The 25,199-nt window shown below is 53.5% G+C and carries 17 protein-coding genes; 8 read left to right on the forward strand and 9 right to left on the reverse strand.

Translation table 11 applies throughout. The features are described 5' to 3' along the window. Positions 1-3: 3 nt before the first annotated feature. The 4 genes from RE6C_RS17025 to RE6C_RS17040 all read right to left on the reverse strand — a co-directional run bounded on the left by RE6C_RS17025 (position 4) and on the right by RE6C_RS17040 (position 10,725). Complete coding sequence (locus RE6C_RS17025; RefSeq protein WP_008658463.1) at positions 4-777, reverse strand: SDR family oxidoreductase; 774 nt, start codon at positions 775-777, stop codon at positions 4-6. A gap of 16 nt (positions 778-793) precedes the next feature. Beyond that, the gene (locus tag RE6C_RS17030) at positions 794-1,954 is read right to left on the reverse strand and encodes an aromatic ring-hydroxylating oxygenase subunit alpha (protein ID WP_008658464.1); all 1,161 of its coding nucleotides are present in this window, start codon (positions 1,952-1,954) and stop codon (positions 794-796) included. 3 nt (positions 1,955-1,957) lie between these two features. Next, complete coding sequence (locus RE6C_RS17035; RefSeq protein WP_236618287.1) at positions 1,958-4,405, reverse strand: SDR family oxidoreductase; 2,448 nt, start codon at positions 4,403-4,405, stop codon at positions 1,958-1,960. A 107-nt stretch (positions 4,406-4,512) separates the two neighbouring features. Continuing rightward, positions 4,513-10,725 carry a type I polyketide synthase gene (locus RE6C_RS17040; protein ID WP_008658468.1) on the reverse strand — a complete coding sequence of 2,071 codons (6,213 nt, stop codon included), beginning with the start codon at positions 10,723-10,725 and terminating at the stop codon, positions 4,513-4,515. A 540-nt stretch (positions 10,726-11,265) separates the two neighbouring features. Between RE6C_RS17040 and RE6C_RS17045 the strand changes: the two genes are divergently transcribed. The 8 genes from RE6C_RS17045 to RE6C_RS31755 all read left to right on the forward strand — a co-directional run bounded on the left by RE6C_RS17045 (position 11,266) and on the right by RE6C_RS31755 (position 20,804). Further along, positions 11,266-12,948, forward strand: a complete 1,683-nt coding sequence (locus tag RE6C_RS17045; protein ID WP_039962359.1) for a B12-binding domain-containing radical SAM protein — start codon at positions 11,266-11,268, stop codon at positions 12,946-12,948. 533 nt (positions 12,949-13,481) lie between these two features. After that, positions 13,482-14,888 carry a sugar transferase gene (locus RE6C_RS17050; protein ID WP_236618288.1) on the forward strand — a complete coding sequence of 469 codons (1,407 nt, stop codon included), beginning with the start codon at positions 13,482-13,484 and terminating at the stop codon, positions 14,886-14,888. After that, on the forward strand, positions 14,872-16,041 hold the full coding sequence (locus RE6C_RS30580; protein WP_008658477.1) for a glycosyltransferase family 4 protein: 1,170 nt from the start codon (positions 14,872-14,874) through the stop codon (positions 16,039-16,041). Before RE6C_RS17050 ends, RE6C_RS30580 begins: the two co-directional genes overlap by 17 nt. After that, positions 16,020-16,922, forward strand: a complete 903-nt coding sequence (locus RE6C_RS17060) for a sulfotransferase domain-containing protein (protein WP_008658478.1) — start codon at positions 16,020-16,022, stop codon at positions 16,920-16,922. Before RE6C_RS30580 ends, RE6C_RS17060 begins: the two co-directional genes overlap by 22 nt. Before the next feature lie 413 nt (positions 16,923-17,335). After that, entirely contained in the window at positions 17,336-17,710 is a 375-nt protein-coding gene (locus RE6C_RS17065) for a hypothetical protein (protein WP_039962356.1), read from the forward strand. After that, a complete protein-coding gene (locus tag RE6C_RS17070) occupies positions 17,703-18,602 on the forward strand; it encodes a sulfotransferase family protein (RefSeq protein ID WP_008658479.1) in 900 nt (299 codons plus the stop codon). Before RE6C_RS17065 ends, RE6C_RS17070 begins: the two co-directional genes overlap by 8 nt. Beyond that, the gene (locus tag RE6C_RS17075; RefSeq protein ID WP_008658480.1) at positions 18,595-19,890 is read left to right on the forward strand and encodes a lipopolysaccharide biosynthesis protein; all 1,296 of its coding nucleotides are present in this window, start codon (positions 18,595-18,597) and stop codon (positions 19,888-19,890) included. The genes RE6C_RS17070 and RE6C_RS17075 overlap by 8 nt, the downstream gene beginning before the upstream one ends. A 530-nt stretch (positions 19,891-20,420) precedes the next feature. Beyond that, the gene (locus tag RE6C_RS31755; protein WP_144054811.1) at positions 20,421-20,804 is read left to right on the forward strand and encodes a hypothetical protein; all 384 of its coding nucleotides are present in this window, start codon (positions 20,421-20,423) and stop codon (positions 20,802-20,804) included. 368 nt (positions 20,805-21,172) lie between these two features. Here RE6C_RS31755 and RE6C_RS17085 read toward each other — a convergent pair whose 3' ends face one another. From RE6C_RS17085 to RE6C_RS30585, 5 genes are all read right to left on the reverse strand, one after another. Further along, positions 21,173-22,027, reverse strand: coding sequence for an IS3 family transposase (locus RE6C_RS17085; protein WP_052034994.1), 855 nt, complete (start codon positions 22,025-22,027; stop codon positions 21,173-21,175). Positions 22,028-22,077: 50 nt separating this feature from the next. Beyond that, complete coding sequence (locus RE6C_RS17090) at positions 22,078-22,362, reverse strand: IS3 family transposase (protein WP_008658484.1); 285 nt, start codon at positions 22,360-22,362, stop codon at positions 22,078-22,080. A gap of 84 nt (positions 22,363-22,446) precedes the next feature. Continuing rightward, positions 22,447-23,331 carry an O-antigen ligase family protein gene (locus RE6C_RS17095; protein ID WP_160167221.1) on the reverse strand — a complete coding sequence of 295 codons (885 nt, stop codon included), beginning with the start codon at positions 23,329-23,331 and terminating at the stop codon, positions 22,447-22,449. Between the two features lie 118 nt (positions 23,332-23,449). After that, positions 23,450-23,674 (reverse strand): hypothetical protein, encoded by a 225-nt coding sequence (locus RE6C_RS17100; RefSeq protein WP_039962358.1) that lies wholly within the window; start codon positions 23,672-23,674, stop codon positions 23,450-23,452. Next, on the reverse strand, positions 23,671-24,894 hold the full coding sequence (locus RE6C_RS30585) for a glycosyltransferase (protein WP_008658487.1): 1,224 nt from the start codon (positions 24,892-24,894) through the stop codon (positions 23,671-23,673). The genes RE6C_RS17100 and RE6C_RS30585 overlap by 4 nt, the downstream gene beginning before the upstream one ends. Positions 24,895-25,199: the final 305 nt, after the last annotated feature.

Here is a 25,199-nt window from a genome sequence, read left to right on the forward strand (position 1 = left end):
CCCTCACACGCGAATGCTGACACCACCATCGATCACGATCGTCTGCCCTTGGATCAGATCACTTCCGTCACCGCACAAGAACGCAACCACCGACGAGACATCTTGTTCGCAAAGCCGTCGTTTGCCGACCATCATCCGTTCGCTTGCCGCCTCGATCAGACCTTCCGAGCCGGGCATGCTGGCGATCGCGTCCGTGGCGATGATGCCTGGCAATACACAGTTGAAGTTGATCCCACGATCGCCAAACTCCAACGCAAGATGACGCACCAAAGCTTCGAGTGCCGCTTTGGATGCACCGATGGCACCGTAGTGGGGCACCGCCCAATTCGAACCGTGGCTACTGACGGCGACCAACTTGCCGTGAGAGTCGCCCTCCGCCAAATACTTGCAGGCTGCCTGAGCCAACCACACCACCGGCGCTGAATTGCTGCGAAGAACCGCGTCGAAATTGACAGGTGTCAAATCATTTAAATCGCGAAAACCGCCCGCCGCGGCATTGCTGACAACGATGTCCAATCCACCCCACTTCTCGACGACGCTTTCCACCATCGCCGCCACGTCTTCCTTGCAAGAAATGTCCGCGCGGACCAACATCACCGCTCCGCCTGAATTGGAAATCTCCGTCGCGACCTCGATCGCACGCTCTTCCGACTTTAGAAAGTTGATGGCAACCGACGCACCGCGAGCGGCCAATTCCAACGCGATCGCGCGACCGATACCGCGACTCGCGCCGGTGACCAACGCTCGTTTGCCTTGTAAGTCCGCCATTGGTTTCATGCCTGTCCTCGATCCCTCATTCATGGTGATCCCTCAGCGTACCTTCTTTTGAAGCGGCGATTTCTGATTGCATTGATGTGTTCCAGTGCAAATGAAAGGCATGCAACCTCTCTTCACAACGGCCAAAAACCCGACCGGCTTCTTCATTCGAATCGTCACGACAAGCCGAATCCATGCCGGCCTGAACCAGCGGAAAAATAGCCGCGTCTTCAGCCAACACTTTTCGAGCCATCGATGCGGCACTATGTCCCAATCCATTCGCGACCCTACTTCCGATCAAGCCTGAACGCTTGGAGCGGCGGGTGAATCCGAATACGGTCATTTTGCACGTCGATGTCCCGGTGGGTGTGATCTGATAGACCAAACTCATTGTGTCCGTGAACGATGCCATGATATTTGGGAACACGTGGACATGCTGATAGTCGGGCCCGAATTCTCCAACCATCCAACGCATCACTCGCTCTTCCATCCGGGCCAAGAACGAATCGTCTCGCGCATCGGTCCGAAATCTCGTTCCCCAATCCAACAATTCGTGAGTGCTCTCACTCTCGCCGGGATCGTTGCCAAACGTTTGCGAGTGGACCTCACTCAGATGGTAACTTTCCAGCGAGCCTTCAACCGGGATTTTCCAATCGCACGGGTACTCGAGCTCCTCGCAAAGAACCTGCTGCCACGACTCGGCATCGGTCTTCGCCGCAAAGTCATCCACCCATGCGTCATCACCGAGCGGATTGGATTCGCCGGCCAAATTCACAAAGACCAGTTGTCCGACAACGCGAACCGGAAAGCTTCCAAGCCGATAGCGTTCACGATCGAAATGCGGGAAGTTTTTTGCAGCAGGAATCTTGCGAGTCCGTCCATCACCACCGTACTGCCATCCGTGGTAGGGGCACTTCAATTCTGCTGCGTGACCACCACCTTCGGACACCAACTGGCACTGCCGGTGAGCACAAACGTTTCGGAGTGCGACCAATTCGCCGCCGTGGTTACGAACGATCAACGGCACTCCCAAACGATCCATCGCTTGATAGTCGCCGGCTTTCGATAAATCTGTTGTCGTGGTGACTAACTGCCAACCGGAGTTGCGCAGCGCGGATACTTCACGTCGATGAATCAATGGATCCGTGTACCATTTCGACGGCAGCAAAGCCGGCTGAGAAGTCGTCGCGTGATACATGGCTTAGCGAAGCCAGCCAATTTGGTATCCACTGATCCTTAGAATCAGCTCCTGATTCTGACCAACCAAGACCGCAGACATCATCCCGCCATCAGAAACAGTGGTTGATTCGCCTTCCCACTGCACATGGACTTTCAATGGTTCACCGGGATCAGGCAATCGCCCTATCTCGATGGAATCAAACGAAACCGGCAGACTCGGCCGATCCGCAACATGGTACGCAAGCATGCCAGCCGCGTATAAAACCGCATCCATCGTCGCCGGCGACAAAACCCAACCCATCAAAGGACGCGACTCGCCTGCCAAATGAGCTGGACTGGGAGCGACAATGGTCCCGATCGCACTTGGATGTTTTCCCAAACCATCGCTGGACGATCCCGCGTTGACATTCGCAAATCCAATCGACCGCAAACACTGCAGCGATGGCCCATGGTAAATCGGAGCCGTCTCGTCGGCGTACCGCACCGCAGTCTCCGCGACTTCCGTATCACCAACGGCTATAACGGGAACGCTGTCATCCCCTAGCTCGATCATTGCCGAGAAATGAGGGCGTTGAGCTCGAACCAAACGACCGTCGCGTCGACGGAGGTCGCTGACCAAAGACCACCGAGTACGCTCCGATAGATCTCGCAACAGTTCGACGGCAAGCGAATCATCGCCCATGAACTTCAGTGGCATCGTTGCCGATACGTTTCGACAACGGACTACCTTCTGATCGGTTCCGAAGCGAGCCGCCTCGGCCAACATTTCGATCGCCATCACGAATGGCAGAGTGGGACGGCCGTTAACGAGGTGATGTTTCAAAAACAAATCACGGTCGGGATCAAGCGTTACCGCAAACGAATCCTGCGATGTCGCGATCAACCGTTCTGCTGGGTCGATCATCGGCGAGGGACCCGGCAACGAATTCCCGGCTCGCGATGACTCGGCGGGAAAGAACTTGCGGACGTAGCGACGGTCGGTGATCAACACCTCGGCTTCGTCACCACCATGTTCGATTTCATTTAGAAAGTGCTGCAGCCCTTCTTCGGCGGGCATGAATTCCATGCCAATCATGTCGAGTGCCAATTTCGCTTCGGGTTTGGTCGCCATCCCAACGTCACCCCAAGCGTGCCAGTGAAAAGTCAGGCATCGCGTTTCGGGGCGTTGTTGACGCAATCGGCCAATCAACTTTGCGAGCATATCATTCGCGGCGGAGTAGTCCGTGTGACCGTTAGCGCCGAAGCGTCCGCTGATCGAACCGTAGCCGACGAAAAACTCCAAAGGGTCATTCTTTGTCGCCGCAGCCAAAGCGATCGTGCCATCCACCTTGGCGGAGAAACATTGTGCGACCTTGTCGGGTCGCTTGCGATCGAAACGTGCATCTTGACCGGAACCAGCACCTTGGATGACACCGTGAATCGATCCATCCATGCTTCGGATCTTTTGAACGACATTCTCGACGGCTTGGAAGTCGGAAACGTTCACGCTGTGATAGGTCGCTTGGATTCCTCGTTCTCGACACGCTTGCAAAGTCAGATCGATTTCGATGGCCTTCTCGAGTTGCCGCCAAGTCTTGACCGGGTTACCACCTTCTTTCTGAATGCGTGCCATCACTACCCGACGCAGGTCTGCTCGATCTCGTTGAGCGTGCTCTCGCATTGAAGGATCGATCTCCGGCACCGGGGCCATTCCCAACAGATGCAGCTTCAACCCGTGTCGTTCGGCCAGCGTCATCGCCGTCATCGCCGTGATCCCACGACCGCCACCGGCAACAATCCATGTTCCGCCTCGAGTGATTGGGTTCGCGTTGGCAGCAACATCGAGCGGACGATAACAGGCTTCCGTGGCGAAGCGTTGTTCACCCGCAACTGCGACTTCTTCGTCATAAGACGGAACCGCCAATTCTCGGAAGACGCCGTCGACCAACTCATCGGGGCTCGCACCATGAACCTGATCGACAACCAACATCGGCGTGTCGCGATACCCACGCATCCAAGCCTCGATCAACATCGCTTTGGTCAGCCCTGCCAACCCGCCTGACTCGGCCGAGCGACCTTGAATCTGCTCCGAGGTTTGAACCGATTCGGACATCGCGTCGAATCCGAAGCTGCCACCCAATTTCAAAGTGGTGACCAACGAAGCTTCGCTCATGCGATCATCATCGATCGTGCGCTGCATCCAACGTTGACACACTCGATAAGGAATCGCGAGTGCATCGGAATGCCGTCGTTCCCAACTGGCGGTGTCCAGCGTTGACCAGCAAGCCGCAGCATCATGTGGCGTTGTGAGGAACAGGTGGGGCGTCGCTTCAGAAGCCCAAATCCGATCGAGCTCGGCATCAAGATCGGACAAAGTCAGCTCAGCGGCGATGCGATGAACGGCTGCCCCAGCCATTCGACATCGACTTTCAACCGCATCCGCGACTGGATTGTTGCCGACGATCAACGCCGCCCCATTGAGCGGAGGCATCGTTGGCATCCCTTTTCGTCGCGGCGCTGATTTCACCCGCATGACGAAACGGTGAGTTCCCGTAGCAGGAGCTTGAGCGGTCGCGTCAGATACGGTGGAATTCTGATTCAGCGAGGCGTTTTTTTTTCGTCCGCCGGCTGACCAATCTGATCCATCACAAAAGCGTGAATGGACGAGAGAGTTGGAAAATCAGAAAGCTTCAAATTCGACTCACGAAGCGACTGCAACTCGTATTGCTGTTCCAGTTCGCCGAGCAATTGGGCTCGCTTGATGCTATCGATGCCGAGTTCTCCTTCGAGATCGGCATCCATATCAATGATGTCTTCATCGTATCCCGTTTGATCGACGACCAAATCAATCATCAATCGCCGCAAAGATTCAGCGGTATCGGTTGGAGCTTCGTCACTGCCCTGGTGGCAATCAACATCGCTTTCGCGAGCATCGTATGTTTCACCAACCGATTCGACGTCGTCACAACTCGTTGGATCACCGACCAATTGCAAGATGTCATTGAGCGAAGCGAACTGAGCCAATCGCATCGATTGCGTATCGACTTCCAAGTTACCCCACTGAACGATCTCGCCGATCAACTGAGCTTTTTTGATGCTGTCGACACCCAACTCGGCTTCCAAGTCTGCATCGAATTCGATCACTTCCGGATCGTATCCAGTTAGATCGACCACCAGATCGAACAGAAACGATCGGGCCGATCGGACACGGTCATGCAGATTCGCTTCGGATGCCAAATCGGCCGCTTCGGTAACAACCGCTACCGGCTGAATCAGATCTGCCGCGGCATTGCCGTTCTGCAGGCCATTCAGATGAGCCGTACCATTGCCATTGATTGGTGGAACCGTCGTGGGGGCTTGATCCGAGGCAGTTGCCGCTGCCTGCAAGGTTGGCTTGAAATGGTCCTGCGGCTCGTCTTGCAACGTCTCCTGTTGTCGTCGACTTCGACGAGTCACATCGACCACTTCAAAAGCTGGTCGATCAGACTCAACCGTTCTTGGCTCTTCAGCGCCGGACTTCGTTGGTGTAGCAATCGTATTTCCAGCAACAACCGAATCGCGTGATGCGTCAACTGATTGGCCAAGTGATTCATAAGCCAAGTCGATCAGTTGTCGCTGACGAGATGGATCGCGACCGCGGTCATCGGCAGAGAGGCAAAGCACATGCGGAGCGACGGTCGCGTTGGCCAAACGAGTCAGCACGTTGTTCGGCCCGACTTCAACGAGCAACTCGCAACCGTCGTGAACCAAACGTTCGGTTGCACCACTGAAGCACACGGGACGCGTCAACTGCGTGACCAAGTTGTCAACGATGTCAGACGGCTCGGCCAAGTAACGATTCGAAACCGCCGACAAGAAAGCAAACCGTGGCGGACGTGCGTTTTGGCCCGTGAACCGCGCTCGCAACATCTCTTGAGCCGGCATCATCTCAGGCGTATGGAACGCGGCCGGCACAGGAATCACGACGGACGCCATCCCAGACGCAGCAAGCTGCTTTTTCGCGATGGCCATCTGATCGGGGGAACCCGCGATCACAGTTTGTTGAGGCGAGTTGTGGTGCGAAATGGTGTAACGAACATCGGATCCTTGCAGGGCAGCATCCACGGCCGAAGGTGCTCCGCGAACGGACAGCAATTCACCGCGTTCTCGCGTGGTCATCACCACGCTATCACTTCGCGATTTGGCAAACTCGATTGCTTGCCGAGTGGAAACGACACCGGCGCACCAGGCTGCGGTGCACTCACCAAAGCTGTGGCCGAGCACAACATCAGGACGCAATCCGCGACGCATCAACGAATCGGCAAACATTGACCCGACCGCCAAAACCCATGCTTGGGTCCACCATACATCTCGACCGAGCTGTGAATCTGGATCACGCAAACGATCCGATACCGATGGCAATCCGAGTGACTTCAGGTCCTGATCGAACCCGTTTAAAAATGCTCGGCTGGCTGCGGAGTCATCGGTGTCCAACCAAGTCGGAACGGCCGAGTACTGGGACCCTTGCCCGGGAAACAGCCAACCAACGCGTGGATTCGCAAACTCGCTTGCACGATCGTTCGGTAGCCAAACCCAACCATCTTGTTTCGCGAGAACGCCGGAAACTTTTTGTCGAACCGGGCCGGATAGTGCCGCCGATGCCGCAGCCGACATCTCAGTGTTGTCACTGCCCAACAACACCGCTCGACACGACATCGCCGACGCGTATGTGAACGATGAGACGCGACTTTCGCTCGCTGACTTCCCAGCGGCAATCTCAGTGAGCGCGGTTTGCAAAGCTTCCAACGATGCGCACTGAAGACGAACAACGAGCGTTCTCGACGAGTCGTTGTCGGACTCATTCACCAAGGCCTCGGAACGAGACCGTTTCGGCGCAGAGGAAGTCGGCAGCGGTGTGGAAGCAAGGGAGGTCGAAATCAAAGGGGACTCGCCGGAAGACAATGTGGACGACTCGTAGTTCATCTGGGGGGCGACACTATAATTGACTCGATATCCGTCGTCGGCAACTTCACCGATTGGAATTGAAACGCCCGAATTCTCCTCGCGGCTGAACTGTGGCGACAATGTCGCCGCTATCGTTCGAACGATACCTTGACCGCCGCCCATGTGCCCAATTTGGCCGACCAATTTTTGTGAAGAAATTAATCCAGGTACTTCCGAGAGTCGTGCTGATTCCGCACGAGCCGCGCCGACATCCCCCGCGAAAGACTCCGTTGGCTTGGACAACACTCCCAGGATCGTTCTGCCTTCCGCCTTGGCGTCAGACAATCGCTGGAGCGTCAAAACAGCGACTCCTTCACCGGGGATAATCTGCGATCCGTCGGCAGGCAGGTCTTCGGGGCGACCTGATGGCAACAGTTGATTTTTGTGAGCGAGCTGCTCAAAAGCGACCAGATCCATGCCACGTTGAGTCACACCGCACAACGCCAAATCGATCGCACGGCAATGCAGTTGTTCCATCGCAGTGATAAGTGCCAATCCACCAGATGCCTCATCCGCATCAACAGCAAACGCTCCGCCCATCAGGTCGAACGTTCGGGCGATTCGAGACGCAAGTGTGCTGGCGGTGAAACCACCGGTCTCATCGAGAAGAGCACCGTACTTCTTCAGTGCCAACTTTCGAAGTTCGTCGGCGGCGGACTTTGTTGTTGAATCATCCCATCCCATCGCCGTCAACGCTCGCCCAAGATGCTGCGCAATCTCAGGCAATCGCAAACCGATTTGCAGCTCGTTGCTGAACTGTCCGCCAAAGATCGTGCCAACAACAACACCCACACGCTCTCGGTCAACCGACCACCTCCCGCCATCAAATTCGTCCATCGCTTGTCGAACCGCTTCAATCAACATCAGTTGAGCGGGGTTGGCGTTCGCCACCATTTTCGGCGGGATGCGGTAGGACTGTGCGTCAAACTTGAAGTCCCGAACGTATCCACCGCGACAATGCAGCGTTGTGTAGCTGGACCGATTCGAATCCAAACCCATCCATGATCCGTTCTTGGCATCAAACACCCAGCGACCTTCCGGCGGATCACTGATTGCGGATCGCCCGCTTAGAAGCAACTCTCGAAACTCTTGCAGTGTTCCGGCACCCGGCAAAACCACTCCGCGGCCCACAATCGCGATGGGCTCTTCAGTCAACTTGGTTTCTGATGCGGAAGGGCCGGACGATGGCTTCTCTTCGATCACCGCATGAGCATTCAAACCACCAATGCCGAATGCATTGACCGCCGCAACTCGACCGTCGGAAGAGGTTCGCTGCTGCCACGGTTCCACCCGATCCACGATTCGAACGGCAGGGTCGCTCCAGTCATGGCGTTCGGTTGGAACAGCAAAGTTGATTGACGGTGGAATCTCTCCTCGACGCATTGCCAGCAAACACTTCACCACGCCAACCAAACCGGCAGCTTCCAACAAGTGTCCCAAATTGCTTTTGACGCTACCGATGGGCAAGACACCCCGCGAGCCTTCGTTACTTCGCAAAAGCGAAGTCAAACTTTCTAGCTCCGTAGCATCGCCCACTTGAGTGCTTGTGGCATGGCACTCCAAGTAATCTATGTTGAGAGGATCCGAGTCAACCGCGCGACGCATCGCCGTTTGCTGACCTTCACTTCGCGGCGCCCAGAGGCCTTTACCTTTTCCGTCGGACGCGACCCCTACACCTCGCAACGTTGCCAAAACAGGGAGCCCGTTGGCTTCCGCGACGCTTCGCCGAGCGACGACGACCGCGACGTAACCTTCGCTGCTGATCAATCCACTGGCACGATTGTCAAACGGGAACGATCCGGTTTCGCTGCACGCACCCGACTGAGAGAACAACGCCAAATTGTCGACGTTGTTGAAAGTCGCGCCACCAACGATTGCCAAGTCCAAACGATTCGCTGCAATTGCCGAAGCCGCGTGCTGCAATGCCAAAAGCGATGATGAACAAGCCGCATCGATGACCTCTCGGCGGCCTTCGAATCCCATCAATCTCGCAGCCAGCGACGCAGCCGAGTACGCATTGAACGCTGGCGAGTGGCCTGGTTCATACCGCGGCCGATCGCGACGAATCGCAGATGCAACTGTGCCTTTGACATGAGTTCGCAAGTCGGACTCGATGTGGTGCATCGACGGAACCTGATCCACCAATTCCATGGCGGTCTCTGCCATTGTTGCCATCGCGAGCGGGCCGCCCAGCTCGGTACCACCACTGTGACCAACAAACACGCCAGCTCGCACGGCATCGATCGACAACGTTCGACCAGACGCTTGATGCAGCGGCGACTCCGACGACAAACTGCCCGTTCCGGAAGCTGCTTTCAGCGCCGCCACCGCGACCTGAGCAAACTGGCGATGAGTCAGATCGAAATCGCCCAACGATTCAATCGCATTCTCGACGTGGGCATCCAACGGGCTGGGCGAAACACAACCTCCCAGCTGCGTGTATGTCTTTCCGGGAACGCCATGCTGCTTCGCAAAATACAATTCGCGATTCAATCGGTCTTCAGGCATCGGCGAGATCACCGAACGCCCCTCAAACAGCATGCTTTCAAACGCTTTCGCGTTATCAACTCCACCTGGCAAACGAACCTCGAAACCACAGATCACGCAGTCGTCGGGGTCGCCACTGGGTTGCGTTGTCGATGATGGTCGCTTCGCCGCCTTCGGCATTCTGGCCGGGACCGCCGACCAATTGCCGATCATCTGCAGCAGTTCCTCGCTGCCGATCACCGGCGTGTCATCCAAGTGGGTTGTGGCGATCACGTCGTCGATGTTCGCTCGATCGAAGACAGGGTCATCTCGAAAGTAAGGCAAGAATGTCTTCACGAACGGATCTGCCATCTGATCCAACTCTTCGCGTTGAGTGGATCCACCGGCGGAATCGGGCCGGTCAAGTTGCCTTGGTCGTTTCAGCCGATCCGGTTTTCGTGTCTGCAACCATTTCGTTGTGGCGGAATGAAACGCCGCGTCCAACGATTTGATTGCGGTGCCTTCTCGAGTCGTCAGGTGATACGTCCGACCGTGCAATCGTGGTGTGCTCATCACCTTGCAAATCGCTCGAGCGATCCAGTCCACATCGACAATGTTCTTTCGTTCGCTTCCTGAAAAACCAAGGTCGCGAAACCACTGGCCGTCTTCTGGCAACCCAAACCGCGACGCCAACATCTGGTACATCGAGAATGCACCATAGATTGTTCGATCGCCTGAGACGGGCGACAGTCCCGTCCGATCAATCACGATCGATGGACGATAAACCGTCAGGTTCGACCCACCAAACGCTTCTCGAACAATGCCTTCCGCGATCAGCTTGCTTCGTTCGTAGTCGTTTGCAAACGACTGGCCCGTGTCGCCTTCGGATTCCTTCACCCGTCCCGATCGCGTGCCGCAAACATAGGCGGTGGAGACATGATGCAACTGCGTGATCCCGACCTCATTGCAGAACGCCACGACCTCGCGGGTTCCGTCAACGTTGGTTCGATAAGGTTCGTTATCGCCCGCTGGATCGGCGGGCAAGAAACTCAGGCTCGCCGCACTATGCAGAATTCGATCGCAATTGTCCCGAACCCACTGAACTGACTCGCCCGACAATCCCAATCGGGGCTGATTCAAATCGCCTTCCAAAACTTTCGGCCTCGGCAGCGACACTTGCCACGCTTGTTCGAATCGCTCCAGGATTTGGTCAATGCGTTGTTCAGCCGTTTGCTTCCCTTTGCCCCGGACCAGGACCGCGCACTCGATTCGCGCCCTCAACAACTCAGCAACCACGTAGGAGCCGAGCATTCCGCTGGCTCCCGTGATCAAGGGCATTCGTCGATAGGGCGAGTCAGACATGATGTGAGCAAGGCTTCGCTGAACGGCGCTCAAAGCGGCAGAAGTACATATGTTTCGTATCGCCCAAGTTTATTCACAGAATCTCAAGTGCAAATGCTGTGACACAAAAAGACGCCCATGCCGCGCGAGCCAAACCGTAAGATCCGAATCAAATCGATCACGCGGCTTGTGCGGAACGTCCCGATTGGATCCACGGCCTTTCCAACACGCGTGTTCCATTGCAAAAGCCCGCCAAATCACCTCCGGCTCGATTCCGAGGGTTGTCGACGCGGACCGCTGGCCTCAACTGTCCATGCCGCCGCACTGTGAATTTCCCGCTAAAACCGCGTTTCTGATTTGGCGGAACCACCTATTCTGACTAGGTTGATTGAAACGTGTGGAGGCGGCCACATCGGATCTCGCCCGATCAATTCGGCTTTGTCGGACTCCCGCAACTTCCTCTCAACCAGACCCGCGACCATGCATTCGACGTCCAATCCGTCCCGGTTGCCGGCATCTTCGAGACTGCCCGAGAGCCCGGACTCGCCCGTCCGTTGCTTGATGATTCAACCGTGTTTCGAGCAAACAAACTATTGGAACTTCGTTGAAAGTGCCAAAGCGATCGGTGCAAAAGCGACCGCACCACCGCTTGGATTGATGACCGTCGCTGCACTGCTTCCCCAGCAATGGGAATTCCGCATCGCTGACCAAAACGTGGGTCCAGTCGAGGAATCCGATTGGCAGTGGGCTGATGTAATCTGCACGGGAGGCATGCTGCCTCAACAACCCGGCATCTTGCAGTGGGTTGAAAGAGCCAACGCAGAAGGCAAATTCGTTGTCGTCGGCGGCCCGGATCCAACCAGCCAACCACAAATTTATCAGGACGCGGACGCTGTCATCGTCGGCGAAGGCGAACTGACCATTCCGATGTGGCTGGACGCTTGGCGAGACGGTAACCCCAAGGGCCAATTTGAATCGCCACACAAACCGGATGTGACCACCACGCCAACTCCGCGTTTCGACTTGGTCGACTTCAACGACTACTTGCACGTCGGTGTGCAATCCTCGCGAGGTTGTCCGTACAACTGCGAGTTCTGTGACATCATCGAACTGTTCGGCCGGCGACCACGCGTCAAAACGCCAGATCAGTTTCTTGCCGAACTGCAAAAGCTCTATGACCTGGGCTATCGAGGTTGGGTGGACTTCACGGACGACAACTTCATCGGCAATCGCAAGCTGATCAAACCATTGCTCGTGGCTCTCAAGCAATGGAACGAGGATCACAACTACCCATTTGTGTTCTCAACCGAAGCCAGTATCAACCTCGCTGACGACAAAGAACTGCTGGAGTTAATGCGTGACGTTCAGTTTCGATACGTCTTTTTGGGAATCGAATCACCCGATGAAGAAACGCTGATTCACACGCAAAAACGAATCAATACAGTCCATCCAATCATCGATCGAGTTCGAACGATCTACGACCATGGCATCTCCGTCGCGGCAGGTTTGATCATCGGATTCGATACTGACAAACCTGGCACCGATGGCCCAATGATTCGTTTCATTCAAGAAAGCGGCATCACGCTATCGATGGTTGGCCTGCTGTCGGCGCTCCCGAATACACAACTCACTCGCCGTCTCGCCAAAGAGCGCCGTCTGATTGACTCCGAACACAATTGGATCCAAGACACGGGCGTGAACTACGAACTCCGCAGTGCCGAGTCCAAGGACCAAACGATCAGCGGCATGAACTTTGTCACCATGCGAGATCGGGTGGAAATCTACCAAGAGCTTCGTAACATCATCGAAAACGTGTACTCGCCGCGAGCCTTCATGGACCGTGTGATTGACACCGCCGCACGAATCAAGATCGTCAACAAACACGTCCCCAATGCGTGGGAATTCCAACGGATGTTCAAAGGCTTTCGAACCATCGCTTGGCGAATGCTTCGGGACAAACGCACTCGGTACCTTTACATTCGCAACTTTGTTCGAGCGGCAATGATGGGACCGACCAAATTTGAGTACGCCCATACCGTCATGGGCAGCTTCCTGCACTTCGATTTGCAAACTCAGAAGATGCTCGATGCCCTCGATGTCTCCATCGACTTTGCCAAGAACCACGCGACGTACCCACGAAGCGTCGCGGACATGCCTGCGATCGCTACAACAAACAACTTGCATCCTTTGCCACTTGCCCAGACCGACGGCTGCAGTCCCCAGGCCGAAGGTAAGTCAACATGACGACGCAACGTGTCGAATGAGCGATCAGCGACCGCTGGTCGATAAGCGATCAAACTGAAAGTCATGGTTTTCATCCGAACAAATCCGACCCCCATTCACGTGAGATCTGAAGTACGACAGCCCTATATCGAACTCAAGTGTCCGGCTCCGAGATCGTCCCAAATCCTTGAAATACATGACTTAACGGAAACCAAAACACCTTTATAAGAAGTTGGCGGCACCTCGCCATCGATCCGCTCGAAAGTCGAGTGCAGCAGCCTTTATTCCTGGTTGGCGCAATTACAATGCCAACCGTCCAGCCGCCAAGCAAAAAGTGGCTGGAGCGCCCACTCTTCTTGTTTGTTCACCTTGGCTAGCGTTTGATGCCGCAACTAGACACAAATCCGCTCCCGGTCGGTGTCGTTTGCACAGACACGATCGAACAACTGGACCCGTTCGTCCCCAGCGCCGCGGTCACTGATCAACGTCGTACCGAACGCACAGGGAACAGTTCGAAACGTCGACGCATCACGCGAAACAAGGCGACTGGCACCGTGCAGGTGCTTTTAACACTGACCCCGCTATTCATCGCCGACATAGCTGCGTTAACGTTCTCGATTCTCGCCGCAACGTTTTCATTGGTCCTGCTGGGTTTCATTGGGCTTCATCCAGGCCTACTGCTAAATAGCATCTGCGTCATGACGTTCTACGTTGCATGCGCCACTATCTACGGCCTGTATCCCGGAACAGGCATGAGCCCTGTTCTGGAATTGCGACAATGCGTCCTCGCGTCGATGGCCGCTTTTGCTTTCGCGATTGTCGCAAATCTTGTTCTGGCAACGCTTAGCATCACCGAACTAGCGATCTTTCTGATGGCAAGCGTCCTTGCGTCGCTGATTGTCCCACTAGCTCGATTAACGACGCGACGTCTCTGCTCCACCACGAGTTGGTGGGGCGAAAACGCCATCATCATCGGCTCTGGCCCTCAAGGCAGAGCGATCTACAGATACTATGCCCGTGCTCCGCAACGTGGACTCCGGCCTCTCGGCGTAGTCGATTTTGCTAAGACGGCCTCGTCACAGGATTCCCTTGAACTCACCGGCATCCCATACCTGGGATCCGTGCAACGGCTAGAACGCTTGCGTCGAAAGACACAAGCTCGCTGGTCAATCGTGGCTCCGGGCGGCTGCCAGACAATTGACATGAATGAAGTCTTGTCTCATGCCGGCAACTTCTCCAACGTGCTGATTCTTCCTTCACAAATGCAACTGCCCAGTCTCTGGTCAGGATCTCGCGAATGTGCTGGTGCAATGGGGATCCACCTGAAAGATCATTTGCACAACCATCCCGCAAGAGCCATCAAGCGGTTCGTCGATATTTGCTTGTCGGGCTCCGCCTTGACCATTCTTTCTCCGTTCATCCTCGTTTTCGTCTTTCTTTTGAAGTTCCGCGATCCCGGACCCGCGTTCTACGGCCAAACTCGTGTCGGCAAAGACGGCAAGCACTTCAAGGCCTGGAAGTTCCGGACAATGGTCATCAATGCAGATCAAGTGCTGGAGGACTATCTCGAGAACGATCCAGACATGCGTCAAGAATGGATCGAATATCAGAAACTACAGAATGACCCACGCGTCATTTCAGGCATAGGATCATTCCTCCGCAAATCCAGCCTCGATGAACTACCCCAACTGTGGAATGTATTGAAGGGAGACATGAGCCTAGTTGGCCCCAGGCCATGCATGACCTCCCAAACTTCACTCTATGGCAGCGTGCTCCCTCTCTACCAACGCGTCCGTCCAGGAATCACCGGCCTCTGGCAAGTCTCTGGCAGAAATAAAACCACCTACGACCAACGCGTCCGCTTCGACAGCTATTATGTGACCAACTGGTCACCTTGGCTCGACATCTACATCCTCATCCACACCATCAAAACGATTTTGTTCCGTGAAGGCGCTTATTGACGAATCACGCAGCCCGCTCCCTCTTTCACAAACAGCTTACGATCAACAGCTGAAAGTTTTGCATGTATGCGAGACAGCAAAAGGAGGAATCGCAACCTACCTCCGCATCATGCGAGCATCGACATCGGAACGCTACGAACACTATGTCGTGCTTCCCGAACACCACGCGGGCGAACTTCAAGGGACGCTAAAAACAACCACGTTCAACTCGAAGAAACGGTCGATTTTGAGATTAGGCAGAATGCTCGTAACAGCCCGCCAAGTGGCAATTACTGAGAAACCAGACATCCTATTTTTCCATAGCACGTTCTCGTTGACCGCAATGCTATTCTTCTGCCTCTTCCTTCCTAGAAGGCCCACTATCTACTGCCCTCATGGATGGGCAGCCATGCAGTTCGCACCAGGATCGATGAGACGCAAATTAATTGCTTTCGCGGAACATCATTTGTCGAAGGTTGCAGACGCTGTAGTCAACATATCTGCTTATGAACAACGTTACTGTGAAGCAAATTACCCGAAAGTAAACGGGATTCTTATCGAGAATGCGGTTGAACCTTGTGACGAAAAACCATTGCCTTCGATCGTCCACACCAGTCCGACTCAACTTAATATCCTATTCGTTGGACGATTGGACCGTCAGAAAGGATTCGACCTGCTGTTTCGAGCATTCTGCGAAGCAACAAAGGCACGCACCGATCTGCACCTCCATGTTGTCGGAGACTTTGTATTAGGAAAGTCTCAATTCACTGCACAAGTCGCGCAATCTTCAGACGTAACAATGCATGGATGGAAAACACCTCGCGAAGTACGGTCGTTTCTTGACGCATGCGACATCTTAGCCGTTCCATCGCGGTGGGAGGGGTTTGGTTTGGTTGTTGCCGAGTCATTTCGTTCAGGGACACCGGTTCTTGCAAGTGATCGATGTGCTCTACCTGATTTAGTCTCTCCCGATGAGACAGGCTGGGTAGTCCCTTTCGAGCAAGTCAATTGGACCGATGCGATCGTTCGCCTCGAAAAGCACACCCTTCGCAAGATGCGAGACCGTTGCCTAGAGACGTACGAAAACCGATTTCATGCGTCTCGATTTGGACATGAATTTGACTGCCTATTTCAAAAAATGATTGAATGCAAATGCTCTTGCCCAACTTCCTGATCTGCGGAGTCCCGAAGTCGGGGACTAGCTCGCTGCACACATGGATTGCGGATCATCCCGATGCCATCGGCTCAGTTGAAAAGGAAACCTATTTTTGCGTGGATGCTGATACGCACATGCACAAGAAAGACGCGAACATATCACTTGGGCTAGATGGGTACGAAGAGTTCTTTCGAGTTACGCCAGATAGGCACCCAAAAATAGTGCTTGAGTCAACGCCAGGGTATATATACTATTCAAATGCTCTTAAGAACATTCCGAGTCTCCCGTCATCTCCAAAATGCTTATTTGTAGTCCGAGAGCCCTCCCAGCAAATTTTCTCCCTTTTTAACTACTTCCAGACGAATTGGTCTTGGATTCCGTCGAGGCTTTCGTTCGAGGAATACCTTGCACTGCTAAGAAACGGCGCGAGCAAGGAACTGTTTGGGGGAAACGAGTTAGCAGCCGATGCCTTGCTGAATGCAAGGTATATTACGTTCCTGGAGCGCTGGCGAGCGGAATTGGGAGAAGACCGCATGATGGTGCGATCGTTTGATGAACTGAAGTCGCAGCCATTGCAATTAGTGCAACGCATTGCGTTGTGGCTTGGTCTAGACCCAAGTTTCTACGAGACCTACAATTTCCCAAAAGATAACGAGACGTATCAAGTAAGAAGCCGTCTTATCCAAAAACTTAATGTGAAAGTCCGCGCAAGTATTCCGAAGGGAACTGCTTACGCTGCTGTGCGTAAAATTTACAGACGCTTCAATACGTACAAGCCGGCGCCGGATAAGAATTTTGCTCACTATGATACACTTCGCAATCTCGCGTTTGAGTACCGAGACTATAATAGCAAACTGAAATACGCGTTTGACTTGGATCTTCCTGGTTGGGAGTGCTGATTGGCCTGAATATCGTAGACAAAACCAATAGTTTTAGAGAAAAGGTTCTGGATCGAACGCTGACGCAAAGGATAGTTTTCAATCACATGCCGAAATGTGGTGGGACACCATTTGGAATGGGCTTTTCGAAAAAAATACTTTGCAAGTCAGGCCACAGTGACACCTGAGTCAAATTATCGAGCCTTTGAAGCTTTCACTGGCCGGCAAGATCGAGAACAGTCGCTTGTTGATGTGCTCGGCCTCCGCGAGCAAATATTTCTGTGTCTTTTGTTTAAAAATGTTTTGTGTGTATCACCGCATGTGCGATTCAGTAATGCAGAATCTGGAGCGCTTTCGCCGAGGTACCGCTTTGTTACGTTGCTTCGGCACCCGGTTGAACGTTTTGTCTCTCATTTCTTTCGGAGCTTTGGAAGATGAACGCGCACGCTGGCGTTGAGGAGCCGATTGATCAATTCTTTGAGACGCAGCGAGCTAAACGCCTAGGGGCGACCTGTGTTGAATATTTCTCCGGCCTGCCCTCGTCTGTAGACATATTTGCTCCGCGTGCTATTGAGCTTGCAATAGATTACCTGAGACGATTGGATGGCGTGGGGCGACTGGATGATTTAGCTTCCTTTAAGGAGCTTGTGCGAGACCAACTGGGTGTCGCTCTTAGAATTGGACGCGAAAATACGGCAAGAAAGAAATCGGGATCGGATAAAATGAACTTAGCTCCTGGCCTTCGGGAACGAATTGAAATGCAGTGCACCCCGGATCTTGCGGCATGGGGTGGTTTGTTCGATGCGTGACCCCTCCGTATTCGTTTTAGGAGCGCAGAAATGTGGCACGACCACCGTGGCGGACCTTCTGGCAGAGCAACCGGAGGTCTTCGTACCCTCAATCAAGGAAACCTACTTCTTTTGCGACCCGGCGCGGTTTGAGCTTGGAACCGACTGGTATCGCAGCGAGTTTTACGCAGTCAAAGCCTTCGGAGCGGCCAAATTGCTGTGCGATGCGACGCCTTTTTACCTGGCCTCCTCGTGCGCGATTGATCGGCTGGCTAACTTCAATCCTGGTAGTGGACGCTACATTGTCTGCCTGCGTGACCCAGTTGACCGTGCTTATTCAGCGTATTGGCATCAACAACGTCTGGGCAACGAGACTCTTGATTTCGAACAAGCTCTCGCTTCCGAAAGCGAACGTGTGTCGTTGGCGCGAGAAAGGGGGCAACGCTGGTGGCGGCACGCCTACGTGGAGGTCGGCATGTTTGGTTCTCAGCTTCGTTACGCCTTTGAACGCTTGGGACGAGAAAACTTTCTAATTCTCACGAGCGAAGATTTAAGAGACATCGCAGAGGTCCAGATACGGATTCGTGCCTTTCTCGGTTTGCCGCGTCGTGAAGGGTTGCCAAGTTCGAAACGAAGCAATGCTTCTGGTAGACCACGATCTCGATTTCTACAGGATGCAGTGAATCGCCCAAGTATTGCCAAGCGGTTTATTCGAAAGGTAGTACCGCGGGAATTACGGAGCTCCATCGGCCGCAATTTGCTTGAGCTCAATTTAAAACCGTTTCGGTATCCGCCGATGAACGAAAGAACGAGAGGAGAATTGCGGTCGCGATTCAAGAGCGACCTGTACGAACTCCAGGCCCACGGCGTCATGGTACCCCAGTCCTGGTTCAGCGGATCGCAACATGGGTAACGCCGCACCGTCTCTGCATGCCAACATACTCTATTCGGTGTTCGCGAACGCTGTGTTTGCACTGACGCAGTGGGGGATCATTATTGCCGCAGCTAGATTTGGGACTCCCACCGATGTTGGCGTCATTACGATAGTGACAGCATTGGTAACGCCGGTTTATATGTTCGCACAGATGTCGATGCGGGACGGGATTGTGGTCGACGATTTGAGCCGATACACGTGGGCAGACTATGTCGCACTACGGGTTCTCAGTTCGGGAATCGCCACCCTCGTCGTCTTGGCCTTAATTTTCACATACCTGGCGTCATCAGGTCCCAATGTTCAGGCGACGGCGGTCGCCTATGCGGTGGTAAAACTGATTGGCGCCCAGGCAAATCTGAACCATGGCATTTTTCAACGCGCTGAGCGTTCGGACTTCATGGCCTTTTCAGCGATTAGTCGAGGCGTCTTCGGCCTCGTATGCTTCTCGGCCGCTTTTGGGATTAGCGAATCTCTGGTAACGGCGTTCGCTTTTGAGGCAATTGCATGGGGAGTGTGCCTAATCCTTGTCGATTTCCGGCTCTTGGAACAACTGGATTGTAAAATCACTCTGAGGGATCTGCGTGCAGTTTCTCTATTGCAGGTTCTTCGCCTCATGCGATGGATGCTCCCGCTTGGTATCGCTGTTTTTTTGATGAATGCTGCCAATAGCGCTCCTCGATTGATCCTAGAACGACAGCAGGGACTTGCCACTGTTGGGGTTTTTGGCGCTATTGCCTACATCAACATGGCGCTCACTACCTTCAGCGGTGCCATAGGGACTGCCTCTGGTGCGAGACTGCGACGGCATTTTCGTGACGAGAGATCTGACCGCTTTTTGTCATTGAGCGTTCGGCTGACACTCTTGTCAGCAGGTTTAGGGCTGTTGATATGGGCGGTTGTTTGGCTGGCTGGTGAGCATATTTTAGGAATCCTGTATGGTTCGGAATTCGCGAGAATCGATCTATTTAAAATTTTAATCTTCGCCGCAGTGCTACGGATTGTATCGTCACCCTTGCAGTTCGCTATTAATGCTGGCCAAGCTTTTTGGCTTAGGACTAGCAGCAATTTATTAGTTTTCGGGGTATCCCTGATCATTTCCTGGATGCTTATCCCGGCTCATGGAGTGGTGGGCGCGGCGTGGACCGTTGTAGCTATTTCCGCCGTGAATCTTTTTCTCTCGGTATTTGCTTTTTTGCGACTTTGGTGGACGATGCCAAGTCCGATCAAGAATTGCCAGACGAATTCGAACAAGGTGGCGACATCATGACCTGCGAAGCAATTTTGGTGACCGGTGCTCCTCGCAGCGGGACGACTCCTTTGGGGAACCTGCTTTCGACAATTCCGGGAGCATTTGAGCTTTACGAGCCCATGGGCCCCACCGGTGATCGTCGATTCACCACCCGCTTTCCGATTCCCGGCGAACCGGGATTTTCAAAACAGCAATTATCCGATTTTGTGGGCGACCTTCAAATTCCTAGATTGCGATTCAAGTCCCAGCGACGGGATGACCATAAGGGCCTCAGCGGCTGGGCGGCGAGGATTTTGGGCACGCGTAGCCTAATGACATACCGTCGGGCCAGGTGGACCCGTGATAGAAAGCTATTGATCTGGAAGGATCCCCACGCAATTTTTTGCGTCCCGGCACTTGCGCGATCCGGCGTTCAAGCCGTCGTTTCGATTCGGTCTCCGCAGGCACACGCTGCGAGCTTCAAGCGACTTGGTTGGGTGTCGAGCCTTGACGAGATTTACTGGCGGTATCGCGATTCGTTTGGGGGCAGTTCAATGATCGAACATTGGATGGATCGAATTGGCGATACGCCATGGGGTTCCGCGACCCTGCTTTGGCACCTAGTTCACACTACCATTGTGCAGATGCCCGATGCAGATCTAAAGAGTACGATACTATTCAATTTAGAACGAGCCGCTGCGGATGAGATAGAGGCGTATGAGGATCTATTTCAAAGTTTAGGGCATGAGTTCCCATTCGAGGCTCGGCAACGCCTCGAATCGCGACTGGCAAAGAAGGAGCAAGCCAACGTTCCGGCCGCGGGAAAGGTTCACGACTTTGAGCGAACGGCATATCAGGCGAACAGTTATTGGCGTGACTTACTTAACGAAAAGGAATTGCAGATAATCAATGAGATCAACGCCAATCTGTGGAGTCGCTTGAAAGAGCTCTGACCGAAATAATCGCGCAAGGGTGCATGTCGCCGTGCGAAATCACGCTGCGGTCGTGCGCTGCCCCAATTTCTTGTGCCAGGTGTTATGAAAAATTGGGTTAGAGCCTATCCGGAAACCGATTTAGGTTGTAAGTCGATATTTGAACGGAGGTTGGTCGCCAGCGGGTGCAAGTGAAGTGCCCCCAAAACTTGGCGCACGGTTATGAGAGTAGGGATTGGGTAACGGGTTTTGCATTGGGCTGCATCCGCGCAGGGAGCGTAGCGACCGAAGCGGATGCAGCCCAATGCGAGGCAAACTCCGCGGGGGTCAGACCACCGAGCCCGCTGTGCGGACGTCGGTGTGAAGTGACCCCATTGTTGGGTACACGCTTATGAAGGAACGGGTTGGGTAATTGATTCAGGTTCGGTGTGCCGCTTCGACGTAAGGAGCGCAGCGACTGGAGTTGAAGCGGCACACCGAGTCGCGAAGGCGGCTGGGGTAAGGCCATCGAGCGAACCGTGAGGCCGCCGGTGGTTGTAAGTCTGCCTCCAGTTCTCAATCACGAAGCGTGCTTCCTGCATGGTTGCAAACTCTTCACAGTTCAGGCATTCATCTCGGACACGGCTGTTGAAGCTCTCAACGAAACCGTTCTGCCACGGACTGCCAGGTTCGATGTAGGACGTACCCACATCAATCGATTCCAAAAAGTCACGGACACGTCGTGAGATGAACTCTGGTCCATTATCGCTTCGGATGAACTTGGGAACGCCGCGAATCGCAATGAGATCAATCAACACTTCGACAAGATGGTCGCCTGTGAATTTGCGACCGACCTCCAGTGCGACACACTCACGAGTGAATTCATCAATCACAACGAGCATCTTCAATGAGCGACCATTCGTTGTACGGTCAAAAATGAAGTCGACAGACCAGACGTGATCCTTGTGCTCGGCTTTGCGACGAACGATCCCGCCACCAGCAGAACCAAGCCGACGCCTTTTCGCCGTCTTTTTCGGGACCTTGAGTCCCTCCTGACGCCATAGCCGATGAACACGTTTTGCATTGACCTTCCAACCTTCACTTCGCAGCAAACGCGTGATCCGTCGGTAACCAAAGCGTGGGAACTCCGAAACAAGTTCCAGGATCCGCTTGATCAATGACGGTTCATCTTCCTTCGTTGCTGGTTGGTATCGCTGGGTGCTCAATGATTGATCCAATGTTCGACATGCCCGACGCTGCGACACTTCACAGGTCTCTTGAACGTAGTTGACTGCCTCACGCCGCCGTGCCGGGCTCAGTAGTTTCCCTCCAAGGCCGTCTTCAGAATTCGCTTATCCAGCTCGGCTTCCGCAAGCATCTCTTTGAGTCGCTGATTCTCGATCTCCAGTTCCCGAAGACGCTTGGCTTCATCGGACTTCATGCCACCAAACTGCTTGTTCCACCGCTGCCATGTCGACTCGGTGATCTCCAGCCGCTGAAACACCTCGGCTTCAGATTTCCCGGCCGCTAGCATGGCTTGGCCTTCTTGAAGCAGCTTCACAATCTGCTCTGGTCTTCTTCGTTTTCGTTTCTTGGTCATCCAAAGTCCTTCTAGGAAACCTTCATAACGCGCGCATCAGGAGTTGGGGAGCACTCCAATAGCCTCGAGATTTTGGCAGCGGATTCAGGCATAGCGTTTTCCTCGTTTTCGCACGGCTTCACGGATCGGAAGAGAGCCGAACAATGCAATTGCGAAAGCAAGCGACCAGAAATTTCCAAAATTAAAGGTGATAGGCTCTGAAAGCCACATAAGCGTAGTTGCCACAAGTATCGCCGTGTAAACTGAAAGCAGTCTGGTGCCTGTTCGATCAAGCTGGTATCGAAGAATCTGAAGTACATTCTTGGCGATTTCAGTTGTCCAAAAAACAGTGAGCAACGCTAATCCAATGAATCCTGAATCTAAAACAAAATTGAGATAGCCATTGTGAGCGTTAACGCTCGCCCTGGGTTCGTAGATCCCATCCAGCCTGTAGTTAGCGCGAGTTCGGAATCCGTAACCGATTAGCGGCGAGAACTCAATCTGCTCCAGTGCCAAATCCCATGCATCAAATCGGTTTTGAACGTTTCTGTCTTTTTGATTGTTAGCGTCTAGCTCAACAGCAAGATTCCCAGTGGCGTAAAACATAAACGCCAGCACTACGAAGAATGCAATAGTAGCGACAGCGATTAGTGGTAGATGGACTCTTCCAATCGCTCTAGCATAACCAAAAAACCATACGGCGATTGTCGTAGCGACTAGAACAATACCTGACGCGCGAGACGTTAGCAAAACTATGACTGCAATAAAGAACAGTTGCAAAGGCAACCGAAAACGCCGCTTGTGTTCTAAAAAAGCAAAGCTAAATCCGACCAAGCAAGCTTTTGCGAGCGAATTCGGCTGTATTCCGCCAAAGGTCGACCCATTGAACGGGTGCACGATGGATACTGACAGCACAGTTAAGGCAATCGTGGGCCCGCACAGTCTTGCGGCCTGGTAAATCTCCTCCACATTTCGACCGTAGAAGGACATGACGAACATGAAAAGAAAAATTAGGGCCGCATACCCAACGCTTCTGATTGGGTTCAGGCCTACCCCAGAGGATATTGCCAGGTAAATCGCAAGCGACATCGCGAGAAAGAAAGATGTGCTAAGTACGATCTTTTTGGGGATTCGCGTTCGAAGCACCGGAATAGAGCAACAAAAAAAACAAAAGCAGTCCTGCCGCCTGGTAAGCTGTCGCAGCTCCGGACTCTGCTAGATCGCTGCGCACCGACACGTCATCCATCAAGAAAAACGGAGCGGCACAAAAAAGGAACATGGCCGATAAGGAGAAGCTAGGAAGCGAGAGATATAACCTTTTCAACTGTTTCATACAGGCAATTTTGTTTGATGGTAAATTTCGAAAAGGGCATCCAAGTGTTGATCAATCGATAATCCGTATTCAGACCTCTTATTGTAGGCCGATTTTGAAAGTGCCCCAATATGCTTCGTCCTCGCTTTTCGCAAGGCAATGCTCAGATCGTTTCGATGCCTGTAAATTATTCCATTGATGTCCGGTTCGATATTTTCTGCAGCAGCATTCCAAGCACCTACAATCACTGGTAGTCCTTTGGCCATCGCTTCGAAAGCTACTAAACCAAAAGTTTCATACCATAGGCTAGGGAAAACAAGAGCACGGGAGCGCGACATCCAGTCAGCAATCTCTTGTGGGCTTGCCCAACCAGCCATCGTTGCCTCGGGATTTACAGCTTGAATTTTCTCTCGCTCAGGACCTGTCCCTAAGAATACCGCCCGAACTCCCGCTGTTTTTGCTGCCCGTGCAAAATCGACACATCCTTTCTCTGGAGAAAGCCTTCCAACGTATAGGAATATATCGTTGTCCTCAGCCCGGATCCGAGGTGCGTTTGGTGTTGACTTGATCGGATTTGGGAGATGATGCAGCCTTACGTTAGTGGGGATATAGGTTTTTATTACATCCAATTGAGTACGGGAAAGGTAAATGACGTCTCGTAAGCATCGAGGCAGACGCCCCGCACTTTTCATTATGACGTGGCGGGCCACCCGCCAGAGTTTGTGTGATGGCCGGCGTGCATCGCAGTTGGTGAACAGGCAATCTGCTCCTAGAGCACGTCGTGTACAAATCTCCTGGCGCTGGTAGTCATAGAATCCACCGTTAGGGCACGCTAAGAAGTATTCGTGCATCGTAAGGACATGAGGTATCTGCCCGCTGGTCAACAGTGGGCCAACAGAAGGCGACAACCCACGTGAAAAGCCATGGCAATGCAAAACGCTTCGCGCGGGGTCTGCATTACCGATCACTTCCGTGAGCGAGCGTGCGGCGGTTTTGTTCCAAATCCCGCGACGCATTGCGCTAAACCGTTCGGAATCGTCGGCGATATCTGGCTGATTCAGGCAAACGACTTCCACACCAGCTTCCGCAAGAGTCGGATCCGGTGGTCCGCACGGCGCAAAAAATGTGACCCGCCGTCCGGTCTTGGCGATTCCTTTGGCCTCATCCGTCGCGACTTTGGCAACACCACCATTGATGTACGCATGGTCGGTGACAAAAATGACATGCTCGATTTCGGTCATGTGGCAGCGTCTATGACTACGGTTACGGAAAACAGGACCAGAGCAGACTTCCGGTTGATGCGAATCGCTGACGAGTAGTTTAGTCGATATCGTTTTTTTCGCCAGAAGCCAGACCCCCGGTTGAGCTTTTCAGCAGCGAGCAGTTATCAGTTGACATAAGCGGCTTATTTCGTGCTACGTCGCTCTATTGCAATTCTGCATTCGGTGAATGCGGACGACGGGATCGAGTTGAGTTCTATACCACACGAATTGAATTCTCATTATCAACAAAGCCGCGATGGCGGGTATTGAACAGCGATCGTTAG

It is taken from the genome of Rhodopirellula europaea 6C (assembly GCF_000338295.1).
Lineage (GTDB): Bacteria > Planctomycetota > Planctomycetia > Pirellulales > Pirellulaceae > Rhodopirellula > Rhodopirellula europaea.